This is a genomic window from Paenibacillus solani (genome assembly GCF_050475945.1).
Classification (GTDB): Bacteria; Bacillota; Bacilli; order Paenibacillales; family Paenibacillaceae; genus Paenibacillus_AQ; species Paenibacillus_AQ solani_A.
In genome coordinates, this window is sequence record NZ_JBCMXJ010000026.1 from 36,275 (window position 1) to 59,967 (window position 23,693).

General features: G+C 49.0%; 24 protein-coding genes. 17 read left to right on the forward strand and 7 right to left on the reverse strand.

Going from position 1 to position 23,693, the window contains the following annotated elements:
* The first annotated feature begins 31 nt into the window (after window positions 1-31).
* The 4 genes from ABEQ74_RS28095 (at window position 32) to ABEQ74_RS28110 (ending at window position 3,840) form a co-directional block, all read left to right on the forward strand.
* The gene (locus tag ABEQ74_RS28095) at window positions 32-1,651 is read left to right on the forward strand and encodes an FAD-dependent oxidoreductase (protein ID WP_430125490.1); all 1,620 of its coding nucleotides are present in this window, start codon (window positions 32-34) and stop codon (window positions 1,649-1,651) included.
* Window positions 1,648-1,980, forward strand: coding sequence for a 4Fe-4S binding protein (locus tag ABEQ74_RS28100; protein ID WP_430125491.1), 333 nt, complete (start codon window positions 1,648-1,650; stop codon window positions 1,978-1,980). The genes ABEQ74_RS28095 and ABEQ74_RS28100 overlap by 4 nt, the downstream gene beginning before the upstream one ends.
* 176 nt (window positions 1,981-2,156) lie before the next feature.
* The gene (locus ABEQ74_RS28105) at window positions 2,157-3,170 is read left to right on the forward strand and encodes an ABC transporter substrate-binding protein (RefSeq protein ID WP_430125492.1); all 1,014 of its coding nucleotides are present in this window, start codon (window positions 2,157-2,159) and stop codon (window positions 3,168-3,170) included.
* A gap of 49 nt (window positions 3,171-3,219) precedes the next feature.
* Window positions 3,220-3,840, forward strand: a complete 621-nt coding sequence (locus tag ABEQ74_RS28110) for a nitroreductase family protein (RefSeq protein WP_430125493.1) — start codon at window positions 3,220-3,222, stop codon at window positions 3,838-3,840.
* Here ABEQ74_RS28110 and ABEQ74_RS28115 read toward each other — a convergent pair.
* A complete protein-coding gene (locus ABEQ74_RS28115) occupies window positions 3,834-5,330 on the reverse strand; it encodes a sensor histidine kinase (RefSeq protein WP_430125494.1) in 1,497 nt (498 codons plus the stop codon). The genes ABEQ74_RS28110 and ABEQ74_RS28115 overlap by 7 nt on opposite strands.
* Window positions 5,327-6,013, reverse strand: coding sequence for a response regulator transcription factor (locus ABEQ74_RS28120; RefSeq protein ID WP_430125495.1), 687 nt, complete (start codon window positions 6,011-6,013; stop codon window positions 5,327-5,329). The genes ABEQ74_RS28115 and ABEQ74_RS28120 overlap by 4 nt, the downstream gene beginning before the upstream one ends.
* Before the next feature lie 252 nt (window positions 6,014-6,265).
* Between ABEQ74_RS28120 and ABEQ74_RS28125 the strand changes: the two genes are divergently transcribed.
* The 4 genes from ABEQ74_RS28125 to ABEQ74_RS28140 all read left to right on the forward strand — a co-directional run bounded on the left by ABEQ74_RS28125 (window position 6,266) and on the right by ABEQ74_RS28140 (window position 9,322).
* Window positions 6,266-7,030, forward strand: a complete 765-nt coding sequence (locus ABEQ74_RS28125) for a pirin family protein (protein ID WP_430125496.1) — start codon at window positions 6,266-6,268, stop codon at window positions 7,028-7,030.
* Window positions 7,031-7,352: 322 nt separating this feature from the next.
* Window positions 7,353-8,171 carry a C40 family peptidase gene (locus ABEQ74_RS28130; RefSeq protein WP_430125497.1) on the forward strand — a complete coding sequence of 273 codons (819 nt, stop codon included), beginning with the start codon at window positions 7,353-7,355 and terminating at the stop codon, window positions 8,169-8,171.
* A 189-nt stretch (window positions 8,172-8,360) separates the two neighbouring features.
* Window positions 8,361-8,558: a YwbE family protein gene (locus ABEQ74_RS28135; RefSeq protein ID WP_053490029.1), complete on the forward strand. Its 198-nt coding sequence runs from the start codon at window positions 8,361-8,363 to the stop codon at window positions 8,556-8,558.
* Between the two features lie 173 nt (window positions 8,559-8,731).
* On the forward strand, window positions 8,732-9,322 hold the full coding sequence (locus ABEQ74_RS28140; protein ID WP_430125498.1) for a hypothetical protein: 591 nt from the start codon (window positions 8,732-8,734) through the stop codon (window positions 9,320-9,322).
* A 52-nt stretch (window positions 9,323-9,374) separates the two neighbouring features.
* Here ABEQ74_RS28140 and ABEQ74_RS28145 read toward each other — a convergent pair whose 3' ends face one another.
* Together ABEQ74_RS28145 and ABEQ74_RS28150 are read right to left on the reverse strand one after the other, a co-directional pair.
* A complete protein-coding gene (locus tag ABEQ74_RS28145; protein ID WP_430125499.1) occupies window positions 9,375-9,749 on the reverse strand; it encodes an AMP-dependent synthetase and ligase in 375 nt (124 codons plus the stop codon).
* 76 nt (window positions 9,750-9,825) lie between these two features.
* On the reverse strand, window positions 9,826-10,311 hold the full coding sequence (locus ABEQ74_RS28150) for a GAF domain-containing protein (protein ID WP_430125500.1): 486 nt from the start codon (window positions 10,309-10,311) through the stop codon (window positions 9,826-9,828).
* 193 nt (window positions 10,312-10,504) lie between these two features.
* On the opposite strand from ABEQ74_RS28150, the gene ABEQ74_RS28155 reads away from it, so the two are divergent.
* Window positions 10,505-10,810 (forward strand): hypothetical protein, encoded by a 306-nt coding sequence (locus tag ABEQ74_RS28155; RefSeq protein ID WP_430125501.1) that lies wholly within the window; start codon window positions 10,505-10,507, stop codon window positions 10,808-10,810.
* Between the two features lie 78 nt (window positions 10,811-10,888).
* On the opposite strand, the gene ABEQ74_RS28160 is transcribed toward ABEQ74_RS28155, so the two are convergent.
* Complete coding sequence (locus ABEQ74_RS28160; protein ID WP_430125556.1) at window positions 10,889-11,869, reverse strand: alpha/beta hydrolase; 981 nt, start codon at window positions 11,867-11,869, stop codon at window positions 10,889-10,891.
* 238 nt (window positions 11,870-12,107) lie between these two features.
* Between ABEQ74_RS28160 and ABEQ74_RS28165 the strand changes: the two genes are divergently transcribed.
* Together ABEQ74_RS28165 and ABEQ74_RS28170 are read left to right on the forward strand one after the other, a co-directional pair.
* Window positions 12,108-12,692 (forward strand): GNAT family N-acetyltransferase, encoded by a 585-nt coding sequence (locus tag ABEQ74_RS28165; protein ID WP_430125502.1) that lies wholly within the window; start codon window positions 12,108-12,110, stop codon window positions 12,690-12,692.
* A gap of 162 nt (window positions 12,693-12,854) precedes the next feature.
* Window positions 12,855-14,375: an MDR family MFS transporter gene (locus ABEQ74_RS28170; protein ID WP_430125557.1), complete on the forward strand. Its 1,521-nt coding sequence runs from the start codon at window positions 12,855-12,857 to the stop codon at window positions 14,373-14,375.
* A gap of 157 nt (window positions 14,376-14,532) precedes the next feature.
* Here the strand turns inward: ABEQ74_RS28170 and ABEQ74_RS28175 are convergent, their stop codons facing one another.
* A complete protein-coding gene (locus ABEQ74_RS28175; protein ID WP_430125503.1) occupies window positions 14,533-14,997 on the reverse strand; it encodes a MarR family winged helix-turn-helix transcriptional regulator in 465 nt (154 codons plus the stop codon).
* 216 nt (window positions 14,998-15,213) lie between these two features.
* Between ABEQ74_RS28175 and ABEQ74_RS28180 the strand changes: the two genes are divergently transcribed.
* From ABEQ74_RS28180 to ABEQ74_RS28190, 3 genes are all read left to right on the forward strand, one after another.
* Window positions 15,214-16,554 (forward strand): MFS transporter, encoded by a 1,341-nt coding sequence (locus ABEQ74_RS28180; protein WP_430125504.1) that lies wholly within the window; start codon window positions 15,214-15,216, stop codon window positions 16,552-16,554.
* Window positions 16,555-16,639: 85 nt separating this feature from the next.
* On the forward strand, window positions 16,640-17,371 hold the full coding sequence (locus ABEQ74_RS28185) for an ABC transporter ATP-binding protein (RefSeq protein ID WP_430125505.1): 732 nt from the start codon (window positions 16,640-16,642) through the stop codon (window positions 17,369-17,371).
* A gap of 32 nt (window positions 17,372-17,403) precedes the next feature.
* A complete protein-coding gene (locus ABEQ74_RS28190) occupies window positions 17,404-18,651 on the forward strand; it encodes an ABC transporter permease (RefSeq protein WP_430125506.1) in 1,248 nt (415 codons plus the stop codon).
* A gap of 62 nt (window positions 18,652-18,713) precedes the next feature.
* On the opposite strand, the gene ABEQ74_RS28195 is transcribed toward ABEQ74_RS28190, so the two are convergent.
* Entirely contained in the window at window positions 18,714-19,985 is a 1,272-nt protein-coding gene (locus ABEQ74_RS28195; protein ID WP_430125507.1) for an NAD(P)/FAD-dependent oxidoreductase, read from the reverse strand.
* 210 nt (window positions 19,986-20,195) lie between these two features.
* Between ABEQ74_RS28195 and ABEQ74_RS28200 the strand changes: the two genes are divergently transcribed.
* The 3 genes from ABEQ74_RS28200 to nadE all read left to right on the forward strand — a co-directional run bounded on the left by ABEQ74_RS28200 (window position 20,196) and on the right by nadE (window position 23,629).
* The gene (locus ABEQ74_RS28200) at window positions 20,196-21,920 is read left to right on the forward strand and encodes a two-component system sensor histidine kinase NtrB (protein ID WP_430125508.1); all 1,725 of its coding nucleotides are present in this window, start codon (window positions 20,196-20,198) and stop codon (window positions 21,918-21,920) included.
* A gap of 350 nt (window positions 21,921-22,270) precedes the next feature.
* Window positions 22,271-22,705 carry a BrxA/BrxB family bacilliredoxin gene (locus tag ABEQ74_RS28205; protein ID WP_430125509.1) on the forward strand — a complete coding sequence of 145 codons (435 nt, stop codon included), beginning with the start codon at window positions 22,271-22,273 and terminating at the stop codon, window positions 22,703-22,705.
* 114 nt (window positions 22,706-22,819) lie between these two features.
* Window positions 22,820-23,629, forward strand: coding sequence for an ammonia-dependent NAD(+) synthetase (nadE, locus tag ABEQ74_RS28210; protein ID WP_430125510.1), 810 nt, complete (start codon window positions 22,820-22,822; stop codon window positions 23,627-23,629).
* Window positions 23,630-23,693: the final 64 nt, after the last annotated feature.

Below are 23,693 nucleotides of genomic sequence, written 5' to 3' on the forward strand. Positions count from 1 at the left end.
CGAGTTCTATGACATAGAGGAGGAAAAATATATGAATGTGCACAAACAGGACAACACACTTCAGTTGGAGACGGATGTGCTCGTCATTGGTGGTGGTCCTGCCGGTACCTGGGCTGCTTTAACGGCTGCCGCCAAAGGCAGTAAAGTTGTGCTGGCAGATAAAGGATACTGCGGATCGAGTGGAGCGACTGCACCCTCGGGTACAGGTGTATGGTATGTAGAGCCTGAATCGAAGCAGCGGCAGGAAGCGAAGCTGAGCCGTTATTTTATGGGTGGACGCTTAGCCGAGAATGAATGGATGGACCGCGTGCTGGATCAGACTTACGAGAATATGAACCGCCTTGCCGGATGGGGGTATTCGTTTCCGGTTGACCCCGAAGGCAACGTGTTCCGGCAGGGATTGCAGGGACCGGAATATATGCGTCTTATGCGCAAGCTGGTGAAAAGAGCCGGTGTCAAAATTCTAGACCACAGCCCTGCGCTTGAGCTTCTAGCGGATGAACATGGAGTGGGAGGTGCCGCTGGCGTAAGCACGCAAGGGGGCGATCCTTGGCGAGTCACCGCGGGAGCTGTTGTTATCGCCACCGGCGGCTGCGCTTTCTTGAGCAAAGCGCTAGGATGCAATGTCCTTACTGGCGATGGTTATCTGATGGCGGCTGAGGCTGGAGCCGAGATGTCGGGTATGGAGTTCTCCAATGCCTATGCCATATCACCTACGTTCTCCTCGGTTACCAAAACAGCATACTACCGTTACGCAAGCTTCTACTATGAGGATGGCTCGGTGGTAGAGGGAGCGGGCTCGACCAAAGGACGTTCTGTCATTGCCAAAAAACTGCTGGAGAACCGTCAGGTGTATGCCCGACTGGATCAGGCACCCGCTGATCTGCAGCCGCTGCTCCGGGTAGGACAGACGAATTTCTTCCTGCCGTTTGATCGCATGGGTATCAATCCGTTCACGGATATGTTTCCGGTTACCCTCAGGCTCGAGGGAACGGTCCGCGGGACCGGGGGAATCCATATTGTGGACGATACTTGTGCTACGAAGGTTCCTGGCTTGTATGCCGCGGGAGATGCCGCAACGAGGGAATTGATCTGCGGCGGATTTACCGGAGGCGGCAGCCATAATGCTGCCTGGGCGATGTCGTCCGGCAGCTTTGCAGGCGAAAGAGCGGCAACGTATGCTAAATCGCTGGGACAGCATGCTGCAAAGCGACAGGTGCACGGGTTATCTTCGGCTCCGATTGTGTCGTCTCGCACCTATGGTTCTGCGCAGCATAAGCCGTCAATTGCTGCCGAGGAATATATTCGGGCGGTGCAGGAAGAGGTCATGCCGTATGACCGAAATCTGTTTCGTTCGGATGAAGGACTCCGGGATTCGCTATATCGGCTTGATCGGGTATGGAAATCAATCCGGCATGAACCGATTTATCTGGATTATCAGGCGGTGAAGAGACGGGAGGCAGCCGCCATGACGATAACGGCCCGTTGGATGTACCGCTCGGCGCAAGCCAGAACGGAAACGCGGGGCATGCATAAACGGATCGATTATCCGGAAGTCGACGAAACACAGCGCTACCGCCTGATCACATCCGGGCTGGATGATATCAGCGTACGGGCACAAAGAGTGAGCGAGGAGGCGGTTTCCCTTTGATTGAACTAATCAGCGATGACAGATGTGTGGCATGTAATCTGTGTGTTTCTGTATGTCCAACTAATGTATTTGATAAAGTCGTTGACGATGTGCCTGTCATTGCCAGACAGAATGATTGCCAGACCTGTTTTATGTGCGAGCTCTATTGTCCAGCGGATGCGATGTATGTCGCGCCCCATCCTGACCGGCTCAGCGGTCGCAGTGAAGCAGAACTGGAGCAGGCTGAGCTACTGGGCGGCTACCGCGAGCAAGTGGGGTGGGGACCCGGGAGAACACCGGTATCAAGTCATGAGTTTCTGGCTCAGCTCGCGAGGCGTTTCGTTCCATGACTGCCAGGGCCATTGATTAACAGCTTCCCAGCGGTGACGGCATCCAGGTCATGATTCGGACCATTATACAAGGTTTCAGAGAGTACCAGGGCAGAGAGAGTGCCGTGCACCAGGAGTAAGGTGAGGGCCGCTGACATAAAGCTACAATGCAATAGATGATGGGAGATGAAACGAAAATGGAGAGTCGACAGGTTAGGAAACACAAACGCAAGCGATACGCGATTCTATTGACTTTGGTAGCAGCAGCACTCGCTTTTTCGCAGGGCTGCAGCTCCAGGGAACAAACAACGGAGGCATCGGGCTCTGGTGTGCCGAAAGTGCTCAACTATGGTTACATTGGAACCAGCGCATTGAATGTACCGGCCGGTGCTGAGGGTTGGGGATTCCAAAAGGGCATTATACAGGAAGAACTGAAGAAACACGGCATTGAAACGATTAATCTCACAGCCTTCCCGAATGGCCCCGATTTGAGCGAATCATTAATCAGCGGTCGCCTGGACTTTGGCAGCCTTGGCGATACGCCGGCCATATTGTCGCGCTCTACCGGGGCGAAGACCAAGGTGATTACTCAAGGTTCAACCGATAGCATCGGATACCTCGTCGCCAGGAAAGGCGGACCAGCTTCACTGGATGAATTAAAGGGGGGAACGGTGGCAACTCAAAAAGGCTCCTTTCACCATCGGTATTTAATCGGTCTTCTCAAGAAGAAGGGGTTATCGGAAGATGTGAAGGTCATTCATCTGCTTCGCGTGGACGCGGAAGCTGCTCTGGCTCGCGGGGAAATTGACGCGATGACTAATACTGGAGTGTTTGCACTCAAACAGATCGATGAAGGATATACGCTTCTGGATGATGCAACTAAACATCCGGAGCTGTACGGAACGGGCTTGACGGTCGTCTCCGAAGCCTATTTGGCAAAATACCCCGATTTCCCTAAGGTGTGGAATGCAGCGCGCTCCAAAGCGTTGGAGGACTTGAAGCAGCATCCCGAAGAATATTATAAGTTTCTGGCTGAGGTACAGAATACGAAGCTCGAATACGTGAAGAAAGTCAGCCCCATCGAGCTGATCAAGGAGGTTCCTTTTACCGAGAAAGGATTGCAGCTTCTTGAGGGAACGAAGGCCTTTCTGGTCGAGGAGAAGCTGGCCGAAACCGATTTTCCATTGGAAGATTGGCTCATAAAGCCATAGGTACAACCGCTTCGGACTATCACCCCCAAGGGAAAAGGAGAGAATATGAATGAGTAAATCAGAACCATCTGTTAATGTGTCAGGGCCGTCTCCAATTGCAGTGGAACTAGCGCGCCGCCCGGATTACCCGGTACACGCGCACTTTGTGAACCGATGGTCGTCAAGAGCCTTTGATCAGCGCACGGTAGAAGATGATGTGCTGTATACCGTGCTGGAGGCAGCGAGGTGGGCACCTTCCTCGAGCAACGGCCAGCCGTGGCGATTCATCGTTGCCCGGACAGACGAGGAGAGGGCCAGGTTCGCGACCTTTATCCGTCCCGGAAACCGCGTATGGAGCGATCATGCGCCGGTGCTGGTCCTGCTCATATCCTATACATTGAATGCAAATGGAGAACATAGCAGAAGCCATGCGTTTGATGCAGGAACGGCTTGGGGCACGATCGCTTCGCAAGCTGCTTTGCTAGGGTTGAATACCCGCGCAATCGGCGGTTTTGACCATGATCTGGCCCGCGAGACATTGCGGATTCCGGAAGAATATGATCTGCATGCCGTCATTGCACTTGGTTATCGAGGAAATATATCCGCGCTGCCGGAGTCGCTGCAAGAACGAGAAGTGCCCACAGACCGCCGTTCCTTGAATGAACTGGTATATGAAGGGGTGTTTCAGTAAGGAATAATACCCGGCCATTCCGCGCGGAAAACCGTCCCTTGGTTGACCGTGCTGTCTACGCTCATATGACCGCCATGTGCATCTATAATGGATTGGGTAATGGACAGTCCAAGGCCTGCACCGCCGTGCTGCCTGGTCCGGGATTCGTCGATGCGGTAGAACCGCTCGAACAGATGGGGCAGATGTTCCTTTGGAATCCCGGAACCATTGTCGCCAACCTGCAGTACGGCAAGGTCCTTGGTTTTATCAACGGTAATGGTAATCTGTCCTGTGGCAGAATCGGAATGCTGTACCGCATTATGAAACAGGTTGTAAATGACCTGCTTGATCTTGTCGGAGTCGCACCGGCATAACACGGGTACTGCTTGAATTGTTACATTCCTGCCTTGGGCAAGCATTCTTAGATGGGGCTCCATTTCCAGCAGCAGCTGGTCCAGCCGGATGTCCTGCAGATGCAGCTCCGGCTTGCGGTCCAGCTTTGCCAACAACAGCAAATCCTCGACCAATTTCTTCATGCGCTTGGATTCGCCATGCATGCTGGATAGCGCCGTCCGAAGCTGCTCGGGGTTGTCGGCAGCACCGCGGCCCAGCACCTCCAGAAAGCCGTGAATCGATGTGAGCGGCGTTCGCAGCTCATGGGAAGCATCGGCAATAAATCTTCGCATTTGTTCTTTAGCTTCACGCTCCGCATCGAACGCATTTTCCAGCCTCTCCAGCATGCCATTAAACGACTCGGCCAAGCGATCAATCTCCTGCTGACCCTGCAGGAGGGGGAGACGCTCAGCCAGATTCCCGGCATCCGTGCGTTTCACCGTTTCAACCATATTGTTCAGAGGGTAGAGCGTCCGTCGCAGTAAAGGGAGGTACAGTGCAACTCCGCCAGCCATGGCAAGTATAGCCAGTACTCCAAAAATCAGCAGCTGCCGAAACAGAACGGCATGCAGCGGCTGCGTATCCATTCCAAGCTGCAGGATCCCTGAAGGACTGTCCGGCTTCCCGTAAGGGCGAAAGACCACAATCTGCTGATCGCCTTGGGCATTCTCGGTCACTTCATACGTGACGAGCTGACGCTCCTTGAATCGCTCCATTATTGATGCATAAGTCTCAACTGTCAGTTTGGGCGCGGCTAGACCATTGTCAGCGGTCAGATCGGCGTAATTTCCACCAGCTTCGATCTTGGCAAGCGACATGTTCGGCAAAAAGAGCAGTGGTCGATCGCCCTGACCCGTATGGTCCGAATGGGCATCGTTATTTGGTATGGCGGGGCGGCTGCGCAGCTCCCGGTCAGGCTGCCAGAGCTCCGCGGGAATGGAGCGAACCTGAAGTGCAAGCGAGTCAGCCTGATTGCGGAATAGGGCATTTTTCATCAATATATATTGCAGTGCACCGATCAACACGAGCAGAAGCCCCAAGACGATGAGCGAACGCGACAGGAGCTGTGTGCGTAGAGAAGTTGGGCCAGACCGGCGTGCGCGCATCCGTATGTTCATGGCAGGTCCACCCGGTAACCGGCGCCGCGAAGGGTACGAATGACCCGATGCTCCTTGTCCCCAAGCTTCTCGCGCAGGGATCGGATATAGACCTCCACGATGTTATCCTCTCCGCCAAAGTCGTAATCCCACACAATATTCAAAATATTCGATTTACTCATAACACTGCCGTGTTTGGTCACAAGCAGCTTGAGCAGCTTATATTCCGTTGGTGACAGCTCCAAGGCTTCACCGTGATATACGATTTCCTTCTTGCGGTCATCAATGGTGAACGGACCGAGCCGGATTTCACCGAGCAGGCTAGGAAACTGATTGCGCAGCCGGGCTTGAATCCGGGCAAGCAGCTCTTCGAAGCTGAAAGGCTTGACCATATAATCGTCTGCTCCGATCATAAGCCCCTTAACACGGTCATCAATCTCATCCTTAGCGGTGAGCATAATGATTGCAACATCTCTGTTTTCTTCCTTTAATTGTTTGCAAACCGCAAGTCCGTCCATTCCCGGCATCATCACATCAAGAACAATAACGTGTGGCTCGAAGCTGCTTGCTTCTACTATTGCAGAAGCTCCATTGGAAGCCGTATGAACTTCAAAGCCTTCATTTTGCAGACCAAGCTCCAGAAACTGTAATATATGTGGCTCGTCATCTACGAGTAAAACACGAATACGATGCATAGATTCCATAACGCCAAAACTCCTCTTATGTCATTCCTTCAACTTTATCATACGTGCTCTAGCTGAATGAAGTCTGAACGAAAACTGAAAATAATCTGAAAATAGATTCGCAAATATGAATTCCAAATAAGGGAGTTTCAGGATGTTGATATATACGCCGCGATCGTCAATACTATCTTCAAACCGAGATATAGATGACATTCCAATCTTAGTACATCTGTACAAGATGACTTGGATAGATAGATGGGAGGATGACCGGACGTGATAGGAAATGTATACCCGCCCGAGAAACAGGGCACAGGTTCATACGACGGCGGGAGGATAACAGAGCAAAAGCCGATCGGTTTATCTGGAGAAGGATCGGCTGTGACCAGAGTAGGGCCGCTCTTCTATTGGTCTTGGTTCCACTCGCCCATCGAAGGTCATGTCGCATCTCATCCTCATCAGGGATTTGAAATCGTGACCTATATGATTCAAGGAAAGGGTGTCCATAAGGACTCGCAGGGCACGAACAGTGAGCTGGGGCCTGGAGGAATACTATTGATGCGGGCTGGTTCGGGGCTTAGGCATGAAGAACGTCTGACCGGGCCGGGCGCAGAAGGGGTCCAAATTTGGTTTGAACCCTATCTCCGTGATTCATTGAAACAGAATCCTGCCTGTCGTCAGTATCGTCCGGATTCTTTTCCAGTAACCCGAATTCAAGGAGGATTGATCAAAACGATAATTGGCGGCTTCGCACCGACGGATTTATCAATAGATGTGAGAATGCTGGATATACAGATGCTGGCCGGTAACGAAGCCTATTATGAATTGAAGTCCGGCAGGCGTATTGCAGCACTGGCTGTAAGAGGGGAAGGCAGCTTTACAGCTGATGGGACGAGTCTTTCTTTTCTTCACCGGGACTTTATGGTAATGGATACAAAGCAGGATGAGCGGATTAGCCTTAAGGCACAAGCTAATGTCAGGATCATTCTAATCGATGTACCGGAAAACCCTGGTTATCCGCTCTATTCGAAGAGGCCATGAGGTCAATTGATTACAATATTGTAGTGGAATGAGATTTAGAATATGCGATAGACTGGAGTCTGTCATTATGATAAGCAGAAAGACCCAACAAAGGAATCCGTACTTCATAGTAACGGACTGGTTGGGTTATTTTGGCATTTATTATTGTTATAATAATCTATATTTACTATATTTATGTACAAAAAGCGACCAAAGTCCCCCTACTTGGCAATAGTTGGCATGCGTTTTTGTGAGGATCGTTGCATGCGTCCCAAGATGTAGCCTGTCTATAATGATTGCGGGATTACGAAAATGACAATTTCGTCATTCCACAATCTACGAGATGGGGGAGATACTTATTTTCTCGAAAAAACGCATTAAACAATTGATGGCCGGAGCGCTTCTATCAGCAGCTGTTCTTGGTTCTTATGGATATGGGTCTGTAAATGAAGTGGCTGCCGCCAGTGTGCAGTCCGTGACAAAAGGTGTAGCAAATGCAAACGTGTATATGCGCAATCAGCCATCGACATCAGGTAAAGTCGTGGATCGCGTGCATAAAGGTGATGGCGTTCAAATTCTGGGCAGCAGCTCAGGTTGGTATAAGATCAAAACTTCAGATGGAAAGCAAGGATATGCTTCATCTAAATACATTAAACAAAGTAACTCCTCTTCAAACAATTCCGGGAACAATTCCGGAAATTCAGGAAACACATCGCCTTCTGCGAGTGCCAGTGTTGAGAAAGTAATCAGTGCAGGCATGAAATATCTGGGCACGCCGTACGAATTCGGTTCAGACCGCAATTCAACAAAAACTTTTGACTGTTCCGCATTTATCCGTCGCGCATTCATGGATGGTGTTAACCTTACGCTGCCAAGTGATTCGCGCAAGCAGGGGCAGTACGTCAAGGACAAAGGAACTGCAGTTTACAGCGTCGATAAATTAAAGCGCGGTGATCTGGTATTCTTCATGAGTTATAGAGGCTCATCGGCATCTGCTTATGCCGGATTGGACAAGTCCAAACAGCGGATCACCCATGTGGCTATTTACTTGGGAGACAACAAGCTGCTGCATACCTATTCGAAGCAATCGGGCGGAGTCCTTGTAGGTACATTCAGTGATTCCTGGAAAAATCGTTTCGTGCATGGCGGAAGTGTATTGTAATCCATCACCATAATTTCATATAGTAAGTATCCGTACTTAACAGATAATAGAAGGACTGTCTGATTAGGAGATCTGCATGATCCCTAACGGGCAGTCCTTTGTCGTCTTGAGTTTGCTTTTCATCTTTGATTTCAGTAAGGTGGACAATAGAGAACGGACAACATCAAGAAATGGACAGGAGAGAAGATGATGAATGGTGGACAGCGTTCGAATATAAAGCCAGGCCTTGAGGTTGATATCGTATTGAAACAGGATCAACGAACGGGCAAACTAACCCGGGGTGTGGTCAAGGATATTCTGACCAATTCCCCAAACCATCCGCATGGCATTAAAGTACGTCTTCAAGATGGACAGGTGGGACGGGTAAAGAACATTTACGAGTCCTAGAGTTTTCGCTGCATCCATGCTTGAAACGCCTCGTGACTGCCGACCGCATGACAGAGCCGTAACAGCCGTGCCAAAACTTCGCGATATCAGCGCGGTTTCGGTTATGGCTATTTGCATTTATGTGCAACATTACGGTCATATCATCCGTTTGAAGGTTGAGGTGAGAATGAAAGATGAGAAGATACCTTTATATGGGGTTTATCTTGATGTTGATGGTGACAGGCTGCGCACAGCAGGGGTCTAAGGGAGAAGATTCGATTGATCCGCCATTAAATAATACTGCAAGGGGTAGTCATGCGGAGGTTTCCGACAGGGACTTCGTGTATCGACTTGTCAGCGAGAAAGATCAATACAATTCCGGGGACAAAGTGAAGGTATATGGTGAGCTGGAGTATATCGGTGAACAGGATGAAATTACGATTGGTCATGCGGCCTCTCCCTTTTATTTTCCGATGAAAGAGCTCACAAGAGATTACGATATCGGTTATGCCATGAATGAGCCATATTTTACAACCACGCTGAAAAAAGGTGAGCCTCTCCGTGAATATTACAGTGGGGGCGGCGGATACGGCAGCCAAGACAAAAAGGAATTCAAGGATTTCATCCGATCTCTCCAGGATGGTTATCCGGACGGGCACTATGTGATGTACGGATCGGCGGATTTCATGATTGATTCACAGTCGAGGGGCGAAACTCAGGCAGAGCCAGAGAACTATAAGATCCAAGCCGAAATCGAATTCAGCGTAAGTGATCAAGATAAGTAAGCTAGCCCAAGGATAGAAGAGGGGATCGCGCAGACTGCGTGATCCCCTTTTTTTATTGGAAGCCTTGACCTTGATGCGTGTTAGGGCTGTTTGTAAAACCATGTTGGCCAAATGAAGGCTGAATATGCTGCGTTTGGTTGTGGATCTGTACAGAATTTTCGACTTGTCTAACGATTTGAGAAATCTGTTGATATTGCTGTATAGCTTGCTGATGGCCTTGAAGGGCGGATTGGATCATTTGTGCGGCTTGGCGCTCACGCTGAGAAATTTCCTCTAGCCGTGCTGCATGTTGTTGCTCCTGCTGCATGAGTTGCTGATACATACTAGAGGCTTGTTGGGTTTGCTGGGTCAACTGTTGAAGAATTTGCTCACACTGGCGGATTTGCTGGGAAACTTGTGAGTAATTGTTGTTATTCGATTGATACATGGATTGTATTCCTCCTAAAAATGTTTGATTTGGAACTCTAGGCTAGTGTACGGAAGAATACGTAAAAACATCCTGATTATAACGCGAGTTGACCTTCCAATATGTGGACGAAGGTTTCCAGGAATTGTTGATCTTCTTGGTCAAAACGGTTCTTAAGCGGGCTGTCGATATCCAGTACGCCATACAATGCGCCATCTACGATGATCGGCACAACAATTTCACTGTTTGAGGCTGCATCGCAGGCAATATGTCCCGGAAATTCATGGACATCAGCCACAAGCAGGGTCGTACGTTTGGCGGCAGCCGTACCGCAGACTCCGCGGTTCATCGGAATCCGAATGCAAGCGGGCAGTCCTTGAAATGGCCCGAGCACCAACTCGTTGCCATCGTATAGATAGAAGCCGACCCAATTGGTATCGGATAGAAAATGCTTGAGGAGTGCGGATGCATTGGATAAATTGGCAATCGCACTAGGTTCATCATGAATGAGAGACTTTAACTGGCTGAGAACCTGGGTATACTGCTCGTTTCGGGTTCCTTCATAGGGCATATTTTGAAACATATAGGAATCTGTCCTTTCTACAATCATTTCTTCTGATTTCATCACCTTAGTCCAAATATATGATTCTCGTCAAGAGACAACTCAAGGAAAGCAGGGGTTTCCGAGACTTTTCTGGCTGATTCCCTGCTAAGGTGCAGGGGTAATGTATGACATGACAAAGTATCAATATACAAGGTGGAGGGAGAGGAAATGAATGCGGGCAGATGTACAAAATTTATTTATCGGTATCCATATGCTCTATCTTGCCCATGAGCGCGATCTTACGATTAGCGAGATGCAGCCAGAGCTGGAGCGTCATGGATATAAGGTCGGCGACCGGGAAGTGAAATTTGAACTTGAACGTTTGACAGAGGAGAATTTTCTGACTGCGCACGGTGATGCCTACAGCCTGACAGGTGCCGGGATTGAGGAATTCAAGGAAATTCAGAACAAACTGAAAGACCTCTGCGAGGAGGTATTGAAGCCGGTAAACCAGAAGAAGGAAGACACCATGGCATAGGAAGTACCTCTATATATTGAAAATCCCCCGAATGCGCATGCTACGTGCGAAATCGGGGGATTTTTTGCAACCATTTCCTCAGGTAAGCCGCGACCCATTCAGATCCAGCTGGAATGCAGGAGGGGGAGGGGCAACCTTCGGCTGCAGTATGCTCATAGGTTGACCTATATGTTCTCGAAGAAACGAGTGCACGCCTTCCTGATATTGCTCAGGATTAACATGATAAGCGTTCGCATGTACGGCACCTTCGATAAGCAGCAGTTTCTTTGGTTCCGCTTTAGCTTCAAACATCTCGACACTCATTCGGGTAGGGACGTAATTGTCCTTAGTGCCATGAATGAACATGACAGGAAGAGAGCTGTTTCGAACAGCCCGGATCGGGCTAACCTGATCAAGACTGAATCCGGCTTTACTGCGAATTCTGGCATTCACCCAAGACAGAAACGGTACCGAGGGGATTTTGTTGAGACGCGTAAGCTGATGCCGCATGAGATCTGTTAAATCGGAGTATGGACAATCGGCAATGACCAGTTTAACCTGCGGATCAGCGATGGATAGATATTCAAGCACAGTTCCGCCGCCGAGTGATTGGCCGTGAAGACCGATAACTACGTCTTCTCCATACTGCTCCGTTAACCAGCGAACCCAAGCCTGCACATCATGTTTCTCATAGTAACCATAAGTAGTAAAGCGTCCTTCGCTTCGCCCATGCCTACGTTGATCGATAAGGAGCACGTTGTAGCCTTCCTCTGTAAACAAGTCAATGAATTGGGTAGATACTGCCCGGGAACCCGTATACCCATGGACAAGAAGAACCCAATGCTTCGACCCCGGATTGCTCTCAATGGCTGCGCCACATAGTTTCAAACCATCAAAGCTCATAATTACAACTTCGTTCTTTCGAAGCGACTCGTAACGTTCCCTGCTATACAAACCGGCTGTTTCCAGCACCTTAAACAGCTTCAGATCATTCTTTACTCGCATTCGTGTAATCTGCAGATATCCGATTTGCGTAATGGCAGCGGCTACGACAACAATAGTTAACAGCAAGACAATCACGATACTCAAAATCGTCTCCTCCTTCTTCCGTTATACAAAGGGGCTTATGAAGGTAACATCTATTGACGGAAACTGCCCGAATCCATCAATATATTAACAAAACATTACAACTACATTTAACAGTTGATGGATGACCAATCCATGATTGGGAATTTGTTATAACCTTTATATACACGCACATAGTATCACCGGAAACATGGGATATAAGTCGGATTTTTTGCAAGGAGGGAGAACAACGATGTATGTCTGCGAAGGAATCATACCTGAGTTAACGGGACAACGGATCCGTCTGCGCAGGATGACGGAGGAGGATGCCGAAGCGATGCTGTGCTGCTGGTCCGATCCTGATACGGCGGCTTTTTTGGATTTGCCTCCGCTGCACTCAGCCGAAGACGCCAAATCATTAATACTCTGGTTGCAGCATCTTGCCCAGCAGGATGAGGCCATTCGCTGGGGAATTGAAATTATGGGTACAGGGCAATTAATCGGCAGCTGCGGATTTAATTTCTGGCAGCTTACTGGAGCGTTCAAAGGTGAATTTGGCTGCGAACTGAGCAGTGCATATTGGGGGCAGGGTTATATGTCAGAGGCGGCCGAATTGGCTATTACTTTTGGGTATTCCATCATGGGACTTAACCGGATTGAAGCTTTCGTAGACCCGAGAAACGAGCGAGCATGTCGATGGTTTGCGGGGAACGGTTATTCGCGTGAGGGCATACTGCGGGATTATCGCCATACGGCCAGTGGATATGTTGATGCTGTCGTTTTTTCACGGCTTAGAAGAGAGGAGACAGGAGGCAGTAAGACCACTGCAAACGAGTAACAGGAAATTGGGATTGTGCATGCTTTACAGTAACCTTTATAATAGTAATATTGCATGATGGAAAAGCGCTTCTGGTATCAGGAGGCGCTTTTTATGCCGTTGGCCCCGGTTGTATGCGAAATAGACATGCAGGGGCTCTCTAGAGTAAAGGGGACGAAGGAATTGGGTGTATTAAAACAAGACAAACGCAGTTACATCTTGGTAGGGATTCTGTTATCCACCTTTATGGCTGCGATTGAAGGAACGGTGGTCGGTCCGGCTGGCCCGGCAATCATCAGCAGCTTTGGCAGCGTGAGTCTGATGAGCTGGATTTTTACGGCCTATCTGCTGACGATGGCTGTAACGACGCCGATCTTTGGTAAGATTAGCGATTTATACGGACGCAAGCCGGTATTCTTATACGGCTCGCTCATCTTTCTCGTAGGCTCATTGTTGTGCGGTCTGTCGCAGAACATGACGCAGTTAATCATATTCAGGGCAATTCAGGGGATAGGAGCAGGCGCCGTCATTCCGGTTACCTTCACGATTGTCGGCGACATTTACAATCTGGAGGAGCGGGGTAAGATTCAGGGTATGATTAGTTCCGTATGGGGGATATCTTCTCTAATCGGACCGCTGCTCGGTGGGTATTTTGTAGACTATCTGTCCTGGCACTGGATTTTTGTGTTTAATGTGCCGTTTGCACTGTTATCGATATGGCTGATTTTCCGTTATTTTAAAGAGGAACGCACCACGCGAGAAGTTTCGATCGACTACGGAGGAGCGGCTCTGTTTACCGTGGGGATGACGGCGCTGCTCTTTGCACTCGCAGTAGGCGGTGGAGAGAACTACTCTTGGACATCTCCCATCATTCTCAGTCTCATCATCGGTTCTGTGGTACTGCTCGCTGCGTTTCTGGTGGTGGAGAGCAAAGTCAAGGAGCCGATGCTGCCGCTTCATCTGTTCAAGATAAGGGATATAACAGTATCAACGGTGGCCAATATTCTGGTGAGTGCGCTTATTATCGGGTTGACCACGTATTTGCCGCTTTGGATTCAAGGCGTACGGGGCGGCAATGCCACCTTGTCGGGCTTAACGCTGGCTCCCATGTCGATTGGATGGCTGATCGGCTCGATCATCAGCGGCCGTCTGATCATAAAGAACGGATCGCGCAAAACGGCGATCATCGGAGTCATCTGCCTCATCATAGGTGCTGTAGGACTGGCGTACATGCATAAGGATACGGCGCTGGGTGTGCTGCTGGTCTTTACTTTTATTTATGGCGTCGGATTCGGGTATATCTCAACTTTGTTTCAGATTATCGCGCAATCCTCGGTTGGTTATCAGGTTCGCGGAGCGTCCACTGCACTGAACTCCTTCATCCGGACATTCGGACAGACCGTGGGTGTAGCGGTATTCGGCTTATGGGTCAATGCCGGAATTGCGGGCAGGCTTGCCGCTGAACCGGATTCGGCTGGCATCACCAGCGACGATATTAACAAATTACTCTCTCCGCATGGCATGGCTGAACTTCCTGCAGGCTCAGGCAGCCTGCTGAGCGGAATACTGGAAGGAAGCTTGAATTCCCTGTTCGTGGTGATGGCCGTAATGGCTGTGATCTGTATGCTGATCGTGGCCGCCTTCCGCAATGCGCCCCCTGAGCCGGAGGCGGGAGTGGAGGAACTGGCGTCTTCCGGGAAGTAATGTACGAACTCATACAGGACTTTATATAAAAATAAAAGATAACAGAACCCCTGTCTCTTTTCGGACAGGGGTTCAGCATTATAAGCCTCGGAGCTCTGTATGCTGTCGAAAAAACTCTTGGTGAATTTGGGTTTGCTCTTCTTTGATTCTCCCAATCTTAACGGCGCGTGATCTGCACCTGCTCCGCATGTTTGTTCATCTTGCCAAGAAGACTGATTAGCTGCTGCTTCTCTTCCTCGTTCAATCCTCCCAAAGCATGCTGAATATGCCGTTCATGCACGGGATAAAGTTTCTGCATCAGTTGTTCCCCTGGCAGCGTTAGTTCGGCATAAATTACTCTTCTGTCCTCCGGGCAAGGCCTACGGCGTACATATCCTCTTTCGACAAGCTTGTCTACCACATATGTAACATTACCACTCTGCAGGAGCAGCTGTGCCCCAATCTGCTGGATGGGCTGGCGCCCTTTATAGAACAGGACTTCCATGACGGCAAATGAAGTTGGGTTAAAACCCTCGATTTTACTGCCGTTCACGACATGCTCATTGACGCTCTTGAATGACTTGGCAAATACCCGATACAGGTGCATAGCAAGCTGTGTATCGTGTTCATGTGATACCTTCATACATTCTCCCGCCTTTAAAATGGACTCATCATGCCCTGAATTACTTCAAATCTAAGATTACGCTGAATTGAAGAATTGCAACATATAATATGTCACACTGCGTGAAACAATTTCATTCCCTGGCTCGGGTATGAACTACTTCTTCAGCCTGATCTCAGGTTCCGGGGCCGATTCTATAATGGGGTTATGCAAAAAGCGAAGAAGAGGGTGGAAGGAATGAATCAAGCACGAACCGTCGAATCAGAGGGATTTAAACCACTGCTCCGCAACCGGAACTATATGCTGCTGATGGGATCGCAGCTGGTGTCCAACATGGGAGAATGGCTCTATATTATTGCACTCTTAACACTTGTCGGATTGAAGTGGCAGGCCCAGCCTTGGGAAATTGCTGCGATGACGCTATGTATGGCCCTCCCCGTCTTAATTGGCGGTCCCGTAGCAGGATGGATCGGTGATCGATATGATCGCAAGAAGATCATGGTTATTTCGGATATAGTCAGGGCTTTTCTCTTGATTGGGATCTTGTTTGCAGGCAATTTAACTCAAATTTATATATTACTGATCGTGAAAGGTCTGATGGATGTCCTGTTCTCCCCTGCCAAGAGCGGCAAGATCAAAGAAATCGTAAATCCACAGCACATCGATCAGGCGGTTACAATCAGTTCATCGATCGAGCAGTTATCCAAGATTATCGGGCCTTCCTTGGGCGGTCTGTTGATGGCCTTGTTCGGTATTCAATTATGCTTTCTCATTGATGCTGGTGCTTTTGTTGTTTCGGCTTTATTTTTGCTTGGTGTTCCAGGCCGAAAGCTTCTTCAACAAGCAGATTTAAACGATGGATCTCGCCATGAAATGATGCATGGGCAAGAAGGACAGAAGAAAAGCTTCTTCAAGGAGATTGGGGAAGGGCTTCAGCTGATCTACGGTATGCCGCTGCTGCTTGGAGGCGTCATTACGATCTGTGCAGTAGTACTGGTGCTGCAGATGGCCGATTCCCAGATTGTAACCCTGTTTCGGTTAATACCCGATATATCGGAGGACCTGCTCGGCTATTGTATTTCGGCCAGCGGATTAGGGACGTTAATCGCAGCCATGTCTGTCCGTAAGCTAAGCTGGAGCACGCTTGCCAAGATGGGGTCAGGCGCTGCCGCAGCGGGGCTGGTCTTCGCCATATGTGCCGTAGTTGTCATGACCCCTATGCCGCATCTGCTTCAGAGCGTGGTGCTGTTCGGCTCCTTCTTTCTAGCGGGTGTAGGCGGAGGATTCGTATTGGTTCCATTCCAGATGCTGCTCATGAAAAGAACGCCAGAGCATATGACGAGCCGTGTATTCGGAACAGTCAATAGCCTCACTAGCGGCGCTGCGATCATAGGACCTACCCTGGGCGGAGTGCTTGTAACTGGCATAGGACCTGTGCCAACATATATCGTTGCTGGGCTGGGAACAGCAGCGGTCGGAGCTGTACTGCTCGCATTTAAAGGTAGAATCGAACGCAAGGACAGAGCTTCTGCCGCAGGGGAAGCGATTCATATGGTACCTGAAACTACTACGGTTTAATGCAGAAATCTATCATTAAATGCAACGAATCCCCATTTTGCCTCGTAATACTTTAAGAATAGGTTTAGTAGATGGGGTGTTAGATATGGATTGGACGCAAGAGAATGGATGGGAGCCCGATGCAGTGCTGAGGGCGGATATTCAGGAGGCGGGATACGAACCAGGCCGCCCGCGCATACGAGAGATTTCGTTTCAAGTTGTACCAGGTGAACTTCTAGGTTTGATCGGGCCGAATGGAGCGGGAAAGAGTACGACGATTAAGACCGTGCTGGGGCTGCTTAAAGACAGTAAAGCGGACGTCTTTATTGCAGGTACCCCTCCTAGGTATGCTTACGTTCCGGAGCATCCGGTGTTTTACGATGATTTGACGCTTTGGGAGCATATGGATTTGGCAGCAGCCGCGTTTGGAATGGAGGATGAGCAGTTCGAGAAGCAGGCCGCCCAGCTTCTAAGGCAGTTTGGGATGGAGGCAGTGCGGAATGAACTTCCGGGAGGCTTCTCCAAAGGGATGAAACAAAAGATGATGCTGATGATTGGCTTTCTATCCAAGCCGGATGTGTATATTGTAGATGAACCGTTTATCGGTTTAGATCCCCGGGCTACGCGCGATTTCCTGGATCTGCTTCTTGAGGAGAGACGCCGCGGAGCCGGGGTACTAATGTCTACTCATGTGCTGGATACCGCCGAAAGAATCTGTGACCGATTCCTGCTCATATCCGCTGGAAGGATTGCCGCAGAGGGAACGCTGGATCAAATACGGCAGTCTGCTGGACTTCCTGATGCATCGCTATTTGATTGCTTCGATGTGCTGACATGAGGAAGGGGAAGGACAGGAAGCATGCTTATCGGTTGCGCAGTCCAAATACCCTCTTTTGGAGAAGAGTAACCGCACATTGGAGATATCAACGAGACATTCTGGGAACCGTGTTTGATTGGGTCGTGAGCCTCTACATTCTTGTACCGGGTCTGCTTCTAGGCGGCGGGTTATATCGTGAGTTGTGGAACAGTCCGCTTCCCGGATGGACACAGTTACTGCCGCTGCAAGTGGTGGTGGGCATTCTGCTCTTTGTGTTCTCAGGCAGAGTACTGCTCTTTCAGGAAGAGGCTGACGTGTTGTTTCTTCGAAGGCAGCGGGAGTGGGTGAAGTGTTTAATGATCAGAGGCATGATCTATAGCCATGCAGTTTCAGCAATCAAGGGACTGCTCGCAACTTTCCTCGCTCTGCCGATTCTAGTCAGGCATTATGATATAACCGGAATAACCTTAGTGGCTTTGCTGATGACTACCGCTTTAAGTGCCTGGTGCGCGAATCTAATGACAGCGATGATTCGCTCAAGAGATAAAGGCTGGCGCAAACATGTGAAGACATACACCGTGCGCTGGATTTTCTTCGGTCTGCTGACACTGCTGGTGACCTATGGTCTTCACACCCATGCTGCTTTATGGGCTGCTGCCTTGATTCTGCTTATCGTCTTGTTTCTTCTTAGCCGCAAACGTCTTGCTATGCAAGGGACCTTTCTCGCAGATGTCCGTGAAGATGCCAAAACAAGGATTCAATTGACGGAGAAGCTGCTGGTTCAGGCTGTCGGGAAACCGCCCAGCATACGCAGCAAAACCTGGTTCATGCGTAAATCCGGACATTTGTTCAAGGGGACGGCAGAAAAGAGACTTGCAGATGCGGGCCTTAAAGCGATTCTTCGTAATCCCGAGAATTTGGCATTATATATACAGATTACGCTGGTTGGCATCCCCGCCGTCTGGCTGCCGCCGCTGATCATCAAACTGATCGTATATGTTGCGCTGATGTTTATGTTATCGTACTGGCTGAGTACAAGGTGGACGTTGTTCGCTAAAGCTGAGTTTATGCATGTTCTCCCTTTTACAAATCAGCAGTACCATGCTGCGGGCATTCTCGCGATACGAGCTTTGCTTATCCTCCCTGTGTTTCTTTATTCGCTCGTGGCCGGCTTGACCCTGTTACAAGGTGGGATAGGATGGCTCGCGGCGCTTGTATTTACGGCACTGGCTGTTATGATCGTGCCACCGCTCATGTCAAGGTCGGTCTATAAAGAGGAGAGAGATTCAGAAGAAGACTAGAAAGCGCGCTGGTATGCCCCTATGAGCAGGGGCAGCAGCGCGCTTTTGATATATTTTGGTGATTAAGACTCCGATACAGCTTCGGCAGCATGTTTGCCTGCTGTATACCCGGTTGCAAAGGCGGCAGTGATATTATAGCCGCCGGTGTAGCCGTGGATGTCCAGGATTTCGCCGCAAAAGAAGAGGCCCGGCGTTAGCTTGGACTCCATGCTTTTGGGCTGGATTTCCTTGAGACTGACGCCGCCTCCAGTCACGAAGGCTTCCTTCAAGGATCGGGTACCTGACGCACGGAACATGAACTTTTTAAGAATAGAGACCAAGTTGGTTTGAGCTGTTTTGGATACACCGCTGCAGACCGTGTCGCTATCGATGGATGACCTGGCTAGAAGCAGGGGAATCATGCGTTCCGGCAGCATGCCTTTCAGTATATTTTTGATACTTTTCCTCGGCTCAGCCTCCAATCGCTCTCTGAGTTCTGCTTCCAATTCGGCTTGGGTGCGATCGGGGAACATATCAATGGCCATATCCACATTCACTGTTTCGAACTTCCGCTGGACTTGGCGGATAAATTGGCTGCAGCGCAGCGCGATCGGTCCGGAGACTCCAAAATGGGTGAACAGCATGTCTCCCCGATGAGCGATTACTTTTTTACCTTTCGGATTCCAGACGGAGAGCTCAACATCACGCAATGATAAGCCTTGCAGCTCTTTGGAAGCAATAAAAGGCTCGGTAGAAACGATAGGCACCTCAGTTGGATATAGCTCCGTGATGGTATGGCCTGCGTCCTCAGCCCATGGGTAGCCGTCGCCTGTTGAACCCGTTTGCGGTACGGACTGCCCACCGGTAGCAATGATTACGCAGGAAGATTTGATCACTTCCCCGGATTTCAGTTCAACCCCAGCTGTCCTGCCGTCCTCATAGAGAACGCGCTTCACCGGGCTGTTCGTCCGGATATCAGTACCGAGTTCTTTCACTTTACCAATCAAGGCATTCACTACACTTGAGGCTTTATCCGTCACAGGGAACATGCGCCCGTTGTCTTCTTCCTTGAGCCGGATGCCGAGTCCTTCGAAGAAGGACATAATATCCCTGTTATTAAAATGCTGAAAAGCACTGTATAAAAAGCGGCCGTTTCCCGGAATGTTGGCAATCAATTCATCCTGTTCTTTTGCATTCGTAACGTTGCATCTGCCACCGCCCGAGATGCCCAGTTTACGGCCAAGCTTGTCTCCTTTGTCAATCAGCAGAACAGAAACTCCTCTTTCAGTTGCAGCTACGCAGGACATCAATCCAGAGGGTCCGCCGCCGATGACGATAATATCATAATCAAGCATGTTTGCTCATAGCTCCTTTAGGGGTATATCAATTTATATATAAATCTTATTATATAGGAAGTTCACGAATTATCCCAAACCTCATGAGCAGCCTACAAAACGCATTTTTCTGTTGCTTCATCAGAAATTTACAAGATATTGTAATATGATGTCGCCTGTGCTTTAATCAGAAATATTAGACGCGTTGACCAATTGAGGTGATGGATCACTGTGCTGAGCCTATGGAAAGATATATTGCTGCAAGTTTTGCTGTCTGGTACACTCATCTTTCAATTTCCGCTTCTCCTCGACCGACTTCTAAAGTTTCTGGGCAAGAAGAATCCGGATGATCTGCTTCAATTTCACAAACATATAGTCATTACAAGCGGAATCAGCGTCTTATTGTGTGTCTTGATCTCGGCAATGAACCATTATTATGTTCCGCTCAATCTTGGTGTAATTCCTTTGTTTCTAAGCATATTGTATGGAAATCTGGGTTCAGGACTATGTCTTGCGGCTTTGTTCCTCATTAGCCATGGGCTCATTAACGGCTTCTCAGCGGTGGGTTTTGTTCTAATTTCGTTGGTTCTTGTATACTCGCTGTTACCGCGAATATCCTCCAATTTCAAGAACGGCTCTATAACGGAAAAAATTTGCTGGCTGTGGAGTGCGCTCATTCCGGCTATGCTCATTATTGTAGCTTCGCACGCGATTGATGGAAAGGTGAACAATAATGATTTGAATCCGGATACGATTCTGGTGACCATTCTGTATATGTTGATTGGCATTGTTTATTCGGGCTTCATTGTATATTGGATTGAATTAACTAGTGAGCGTCTGGTGGCAGGTCAATATGAGGTGAAGAAGAGGGAACAGACATTCCTGACTGACGTAATGGAAATGATGCCTTTAGGAATGGTGGCGCTAGATCGAAGCGGCAATATCATAGCTTACAATCAACCGCTCATTCGCAACTTCAAGAATGTATTTCCTAACTTGGCTGCCAAGGATATCGTGGGCAGGCCGTTGTTTGATTTGCTCGAGGACATGATTCAAAAGGAGCATTTACGTAACCGATTTCAACAGGCGATCGATGGAATCGAGAGCACCGGAGAGATTATGCGAAGTGCTACACGAGTTTATTCCACCGGTATTTATCCGCTTATACATAATGGAAACGGCGATATTTGGGGCGCGGTAGGTATCATGGAAGACATTACAGAGATTGAAAAACTGCGTAATGAATTTATTAATGTAGAAAGATTAAGCCTCGTTGGGCAGATGGCAGCCAGTATTACCCATGAGATTCGGAATCCTATGGCTGTTGTCCGTGGATTCTTGCAGCTTATGAAGGAGAAAAGCCCGGATACGTTAAACCATTATTACCGGATCGTAATGGAGGAGCTTGATCGGGCCAACAGCATTATCAACGACTTTTTATCTCTTGCCCAGAATCGGGTTGCTGAGAAAGAAGAATGCCATCTGCATGACATTATTCATGAACTGAGTCCGCTCCTGTGGGCCGACGCGAATTTGCGTGGACAGAGCATTGAGCTGAAACTGGGAAACCACATTCCAAGGCTGCATCTGAACATTAAGGAAATGAAGCAGCTGATCCTGAATATGTGCCGAAATGGAATGGAAGCCATGGATGATAAGGGGACGTTGACTATTGAAACCCGGGTCGAAGGAAAGCAGATCCGGCTTTATATAGCAGATACAGGTGTCGGGATACCGGAGAATGAACTTGAGCGTTTGTTTGAACCCTTCTTTACGACCAAGTCGAAGGGGACAGGCCTTGGACTCGCGCTGTGCATGAGCATTGTTCAGCGCCATCATGGTTCGATTGATGTGAAATCACGGCAAGGCGAGGGAACAGTATTCATTATTTCTTTTCCGATGGATCCGTATGTACATGGATTACCGCAATCCCAGAGTGCTGCTGCGTCCGAATAATCAAGCGTTTAATTAGGCATCATAAGGCAGAGCCCATGGCAAAGGAGGGATTCGGATGAGTAAAAATGATTCGAAGCAGCAGGAGCAGCAGCAGCGCGAGAACAAAGATCGTCGAGGCGAACCCATCGTGGATAAGAAGAAGGATGGGGTAAATTATCCGGCTACTTAGTAACCATAACAACAAGGTAAGACGGGCGGTATCCCGCATAAGTGGGATGCTGCTCGTTTTGTATTTCTTGCTTTCACTCTTTTTGTATTTCTTGCTTTCACTCTTTTGGGTTGTATAATATAGATATCGAGTCGCTGTTATAATTCGAACAATCTTGTTTATATAAGGAGTGAAGCAGTTTATGGGTATGTCTTTTGACCGATATATGCGCGATATGGTTCAACCGATGCGGGATGAACTGACCAGCTTGGGAATTAAGGAGCTGACAACACCAGAAGAGGTGGAAGAAGTTCTGGCGGATGCATCAGGCACAACGCTGGTCGTTGTGAATTCTGTTTGTGGATGTGCCGCAGGCCAAGCTCGTCCAGGAGTAGCGGTTGCGCTTGAGAATCAGGTTAAGCCTGATCATCTATATACCGTGTTTGCAGGACAGGATAAGGAAGCTACGGCGAAAGCCCGTGAGTATTTTGCACCTTACCCGCCTTCATCACCATCGATTGCTCTGTTGAAAGACGGAGAATTGGTGCATTTTATTGAACGTCATCAGGTAGAGAACCGCTCTGCTGAAGAAATTGCCGCAGATCTAACCGATGCATTCAACCGTTACTGCCAGTAATCTGGCGCGGTTACGTAGCCCCGAGCATTCGGCATATTCCGAAGCCGCGGGGCTTTTGCTGTAGGATTAAATTCCTCAAGATGGAGTGAACATACTGAAAGGAGTCATAATATTATGAGCCTACAAGAACAAATCATTGCTGAACTTGGTGTCAAGCCTGTCATTAACGTGGAAGAAGAGGTTCGTAAGCGCGTTGATTTTCTGAAAACGTATGTGAAAAATTCGGGGACAAACGGACTGCTCATCGCCATCAGCGGTGGGATTGATTCCGCTGTCGTTGCCGGACTGTGCAAGAAGGCCACGGACGAGCTTACCGAGGAGTCAGGTAAGGAATACAAGACGCTGGGTGTGTTCCAACCCTATGGGGAGCAGGCGGATATTTCTGACAGTTACGCAACAGCCAAAGCTTTTGATTTGAAATATACGGTTGAGACCAATATTGAGGAAACTGTGGATGAGATTGCCCTAGAAGTAGAACATGGACTGAAAAATATCGGCGTCCATAAGCATATAAGCATCCCGGGTAAAGGTAATGTGAAGGCCCGAGTACGAATGGTGGTCCAATATGCCCTGGCTTTTGAACAAAACCTGCTGGTTGTAGGAACCGATCATGCTTCCGAGGCTATCACCGGTTTTTATACCAAGTGGGGCGATGGAGCGGTGGATATTACACCAATGAGCTCCTTGAACAAGCGTCAGGTTCGCATGCTCGCTTCCTATTTGGGAGTGCCGCAATCGATATTGGATAAAGTGCCTACTGCCGGTTTATGGGAAGGGCAGACGGATGAGAAGGAGCTCGGGGTCAGCTATGAGGATAACAGCGATTACCTGGAAGGCAAGACCATTTCACCCGAGGCTCAGCAGAAGCTCGAGAGCCATTATGTCAGATCGGCACACAAACGAAATACAATTCCGGGAATCTAAAAAATTCATAACCAATCCAAGCCTTCTGGAAGTCTCATCTTCCGGAAGGCTTTTTTGACTTGAG

Excerpts from the sequence above, each read along its gene's own strand:
- ABEQ74_RS28095 (WP_430125490.1), top strand. The coding sequence starts at position 32 with ATGAATGTGCACAAACAGGACAACACACTTCAGTTGGAGACGGATGTG.
- ABEQ74_RS28105 (WP_430125492.1), top strand. The coding sequence starts at position 2,157 with ATGGAGAGTCGACAGGTTAGGAAACACAAACGCAAGCGATACGCGATT.
- ABEQ74_RS28110 (WP_430125493.1), top strand. The coding sequence starts at position 3,220 with ATGAGTAAATCAGAACCATCTGTTAATGTGTCAGGGCCGTCTCCAATT.
- ABEQ74_RS28115 (WP_430125494.1), bottom strand. The coding sequence starts at position 5,330 with ATGAACATACGGATGCGCGCACGCCGGTCTGGCCCAACTTCTCTACGC.
- ABEQ74_RS28120 (WP_430125495.1), bottom strand. The coding sequence starts at position 6,013 with ATGGAATCTATGCATCGTATTCGTGTTTTACTCGTAGATGACGAGCCA.
- ABEQ74_RS28130 (WP_430125497.1), top strand. The coding sequence starts at position 7,353 with ATGGGGGAGATACTTATTTTCTCGAAAAAACGCATTAAACAATTGATG.
- ABEQ74_RS28135 (WP_053490029.1), top strand. The coding sequence starts at position 8,361 with ATGAATGGTGGACAGCGTTCGAATATAAAGCCAGGCCTTGAGGTTGAT.
- ABEQ74_RS28140 (WP_430125498.1), top strand. The coding sequence starts at position 8,732 with ATGAGAAGATACCTTTATATGGGGTTTATCTTGATGTTGATGGTGACA.
- ABEQ74_RS28145 (WP_430125499.1), bottom strand. The coding sequence starts at position 9,749 with ATGTATCAATCGAATAACAACAATTACTCACAAGTTTCCCAGCAAATC.
- ABEQ74_RS28150 (WP_430125500.1), bottom strand. The coding sequence starts at position 10,311 with ATGTTTCAAAATATGCCCTATGAAGGAACCCGAAACGAGCAGTATACC.
- ABEQ74_RS28155 (WP_430125501.1), top strand. The coding sequence starts at position 10,505 with ATGCGGGCAGATGTACAAAATTTATTTATCGGTATCCATATGCTCTAT.
- ABEQ74_RS28165 (WP_430125502.1), top strand. The coding sequence starts at position 12,108 with ATGTATGTCTGCGAAGGAATCATACCTGAGTTAACGGGACAACGGATC.
- ABEQ74_RS28175 (WP_430125503.1), bottom strand. The coding sequence starts at position 14,997 with ATGAAGGTATCACATGAACACGATACACAGCTTGCTATGCACCTGTAT.
- ABEQ74_RS28180 (WP_430125504.1), top strand. The coding sequence starts at position 15,214 with ATGAATCAAGCACGAACCGTCGAATCAGAGGGATTTAAACCACTGCTC.
- ABEQ74_RS28185 (WP_430125505.1), top strand. The coding sequence starts at position 16,640 with ATGGATTGGACGCAAGAGAATGGATGGGAGCCCGATGCAGTGCTGAGG.
- ABEQ74_RS28195 (WP_430125507.1), bottom strand. The coding sequence starts at position 19,985 with ATGCTTGATTATGATATTATCGTCATCGGCGGCGGACCCTCTGGATTG.
- ABEQ74_RS28205 (WP_430125509.1), top strand. The coding sequence starts at position 22,271 with ATGGGTATGTCTTTTGACCGATATATGCGCGATATGGTTCAACCGATG.
- nadE (WP_430125510.1), top strand. The coding sequence starts at position 22,820 with ATGAGCCTACAAGAACAAATCATTGCTGAACTTGGTGTCAAGCCTGTC.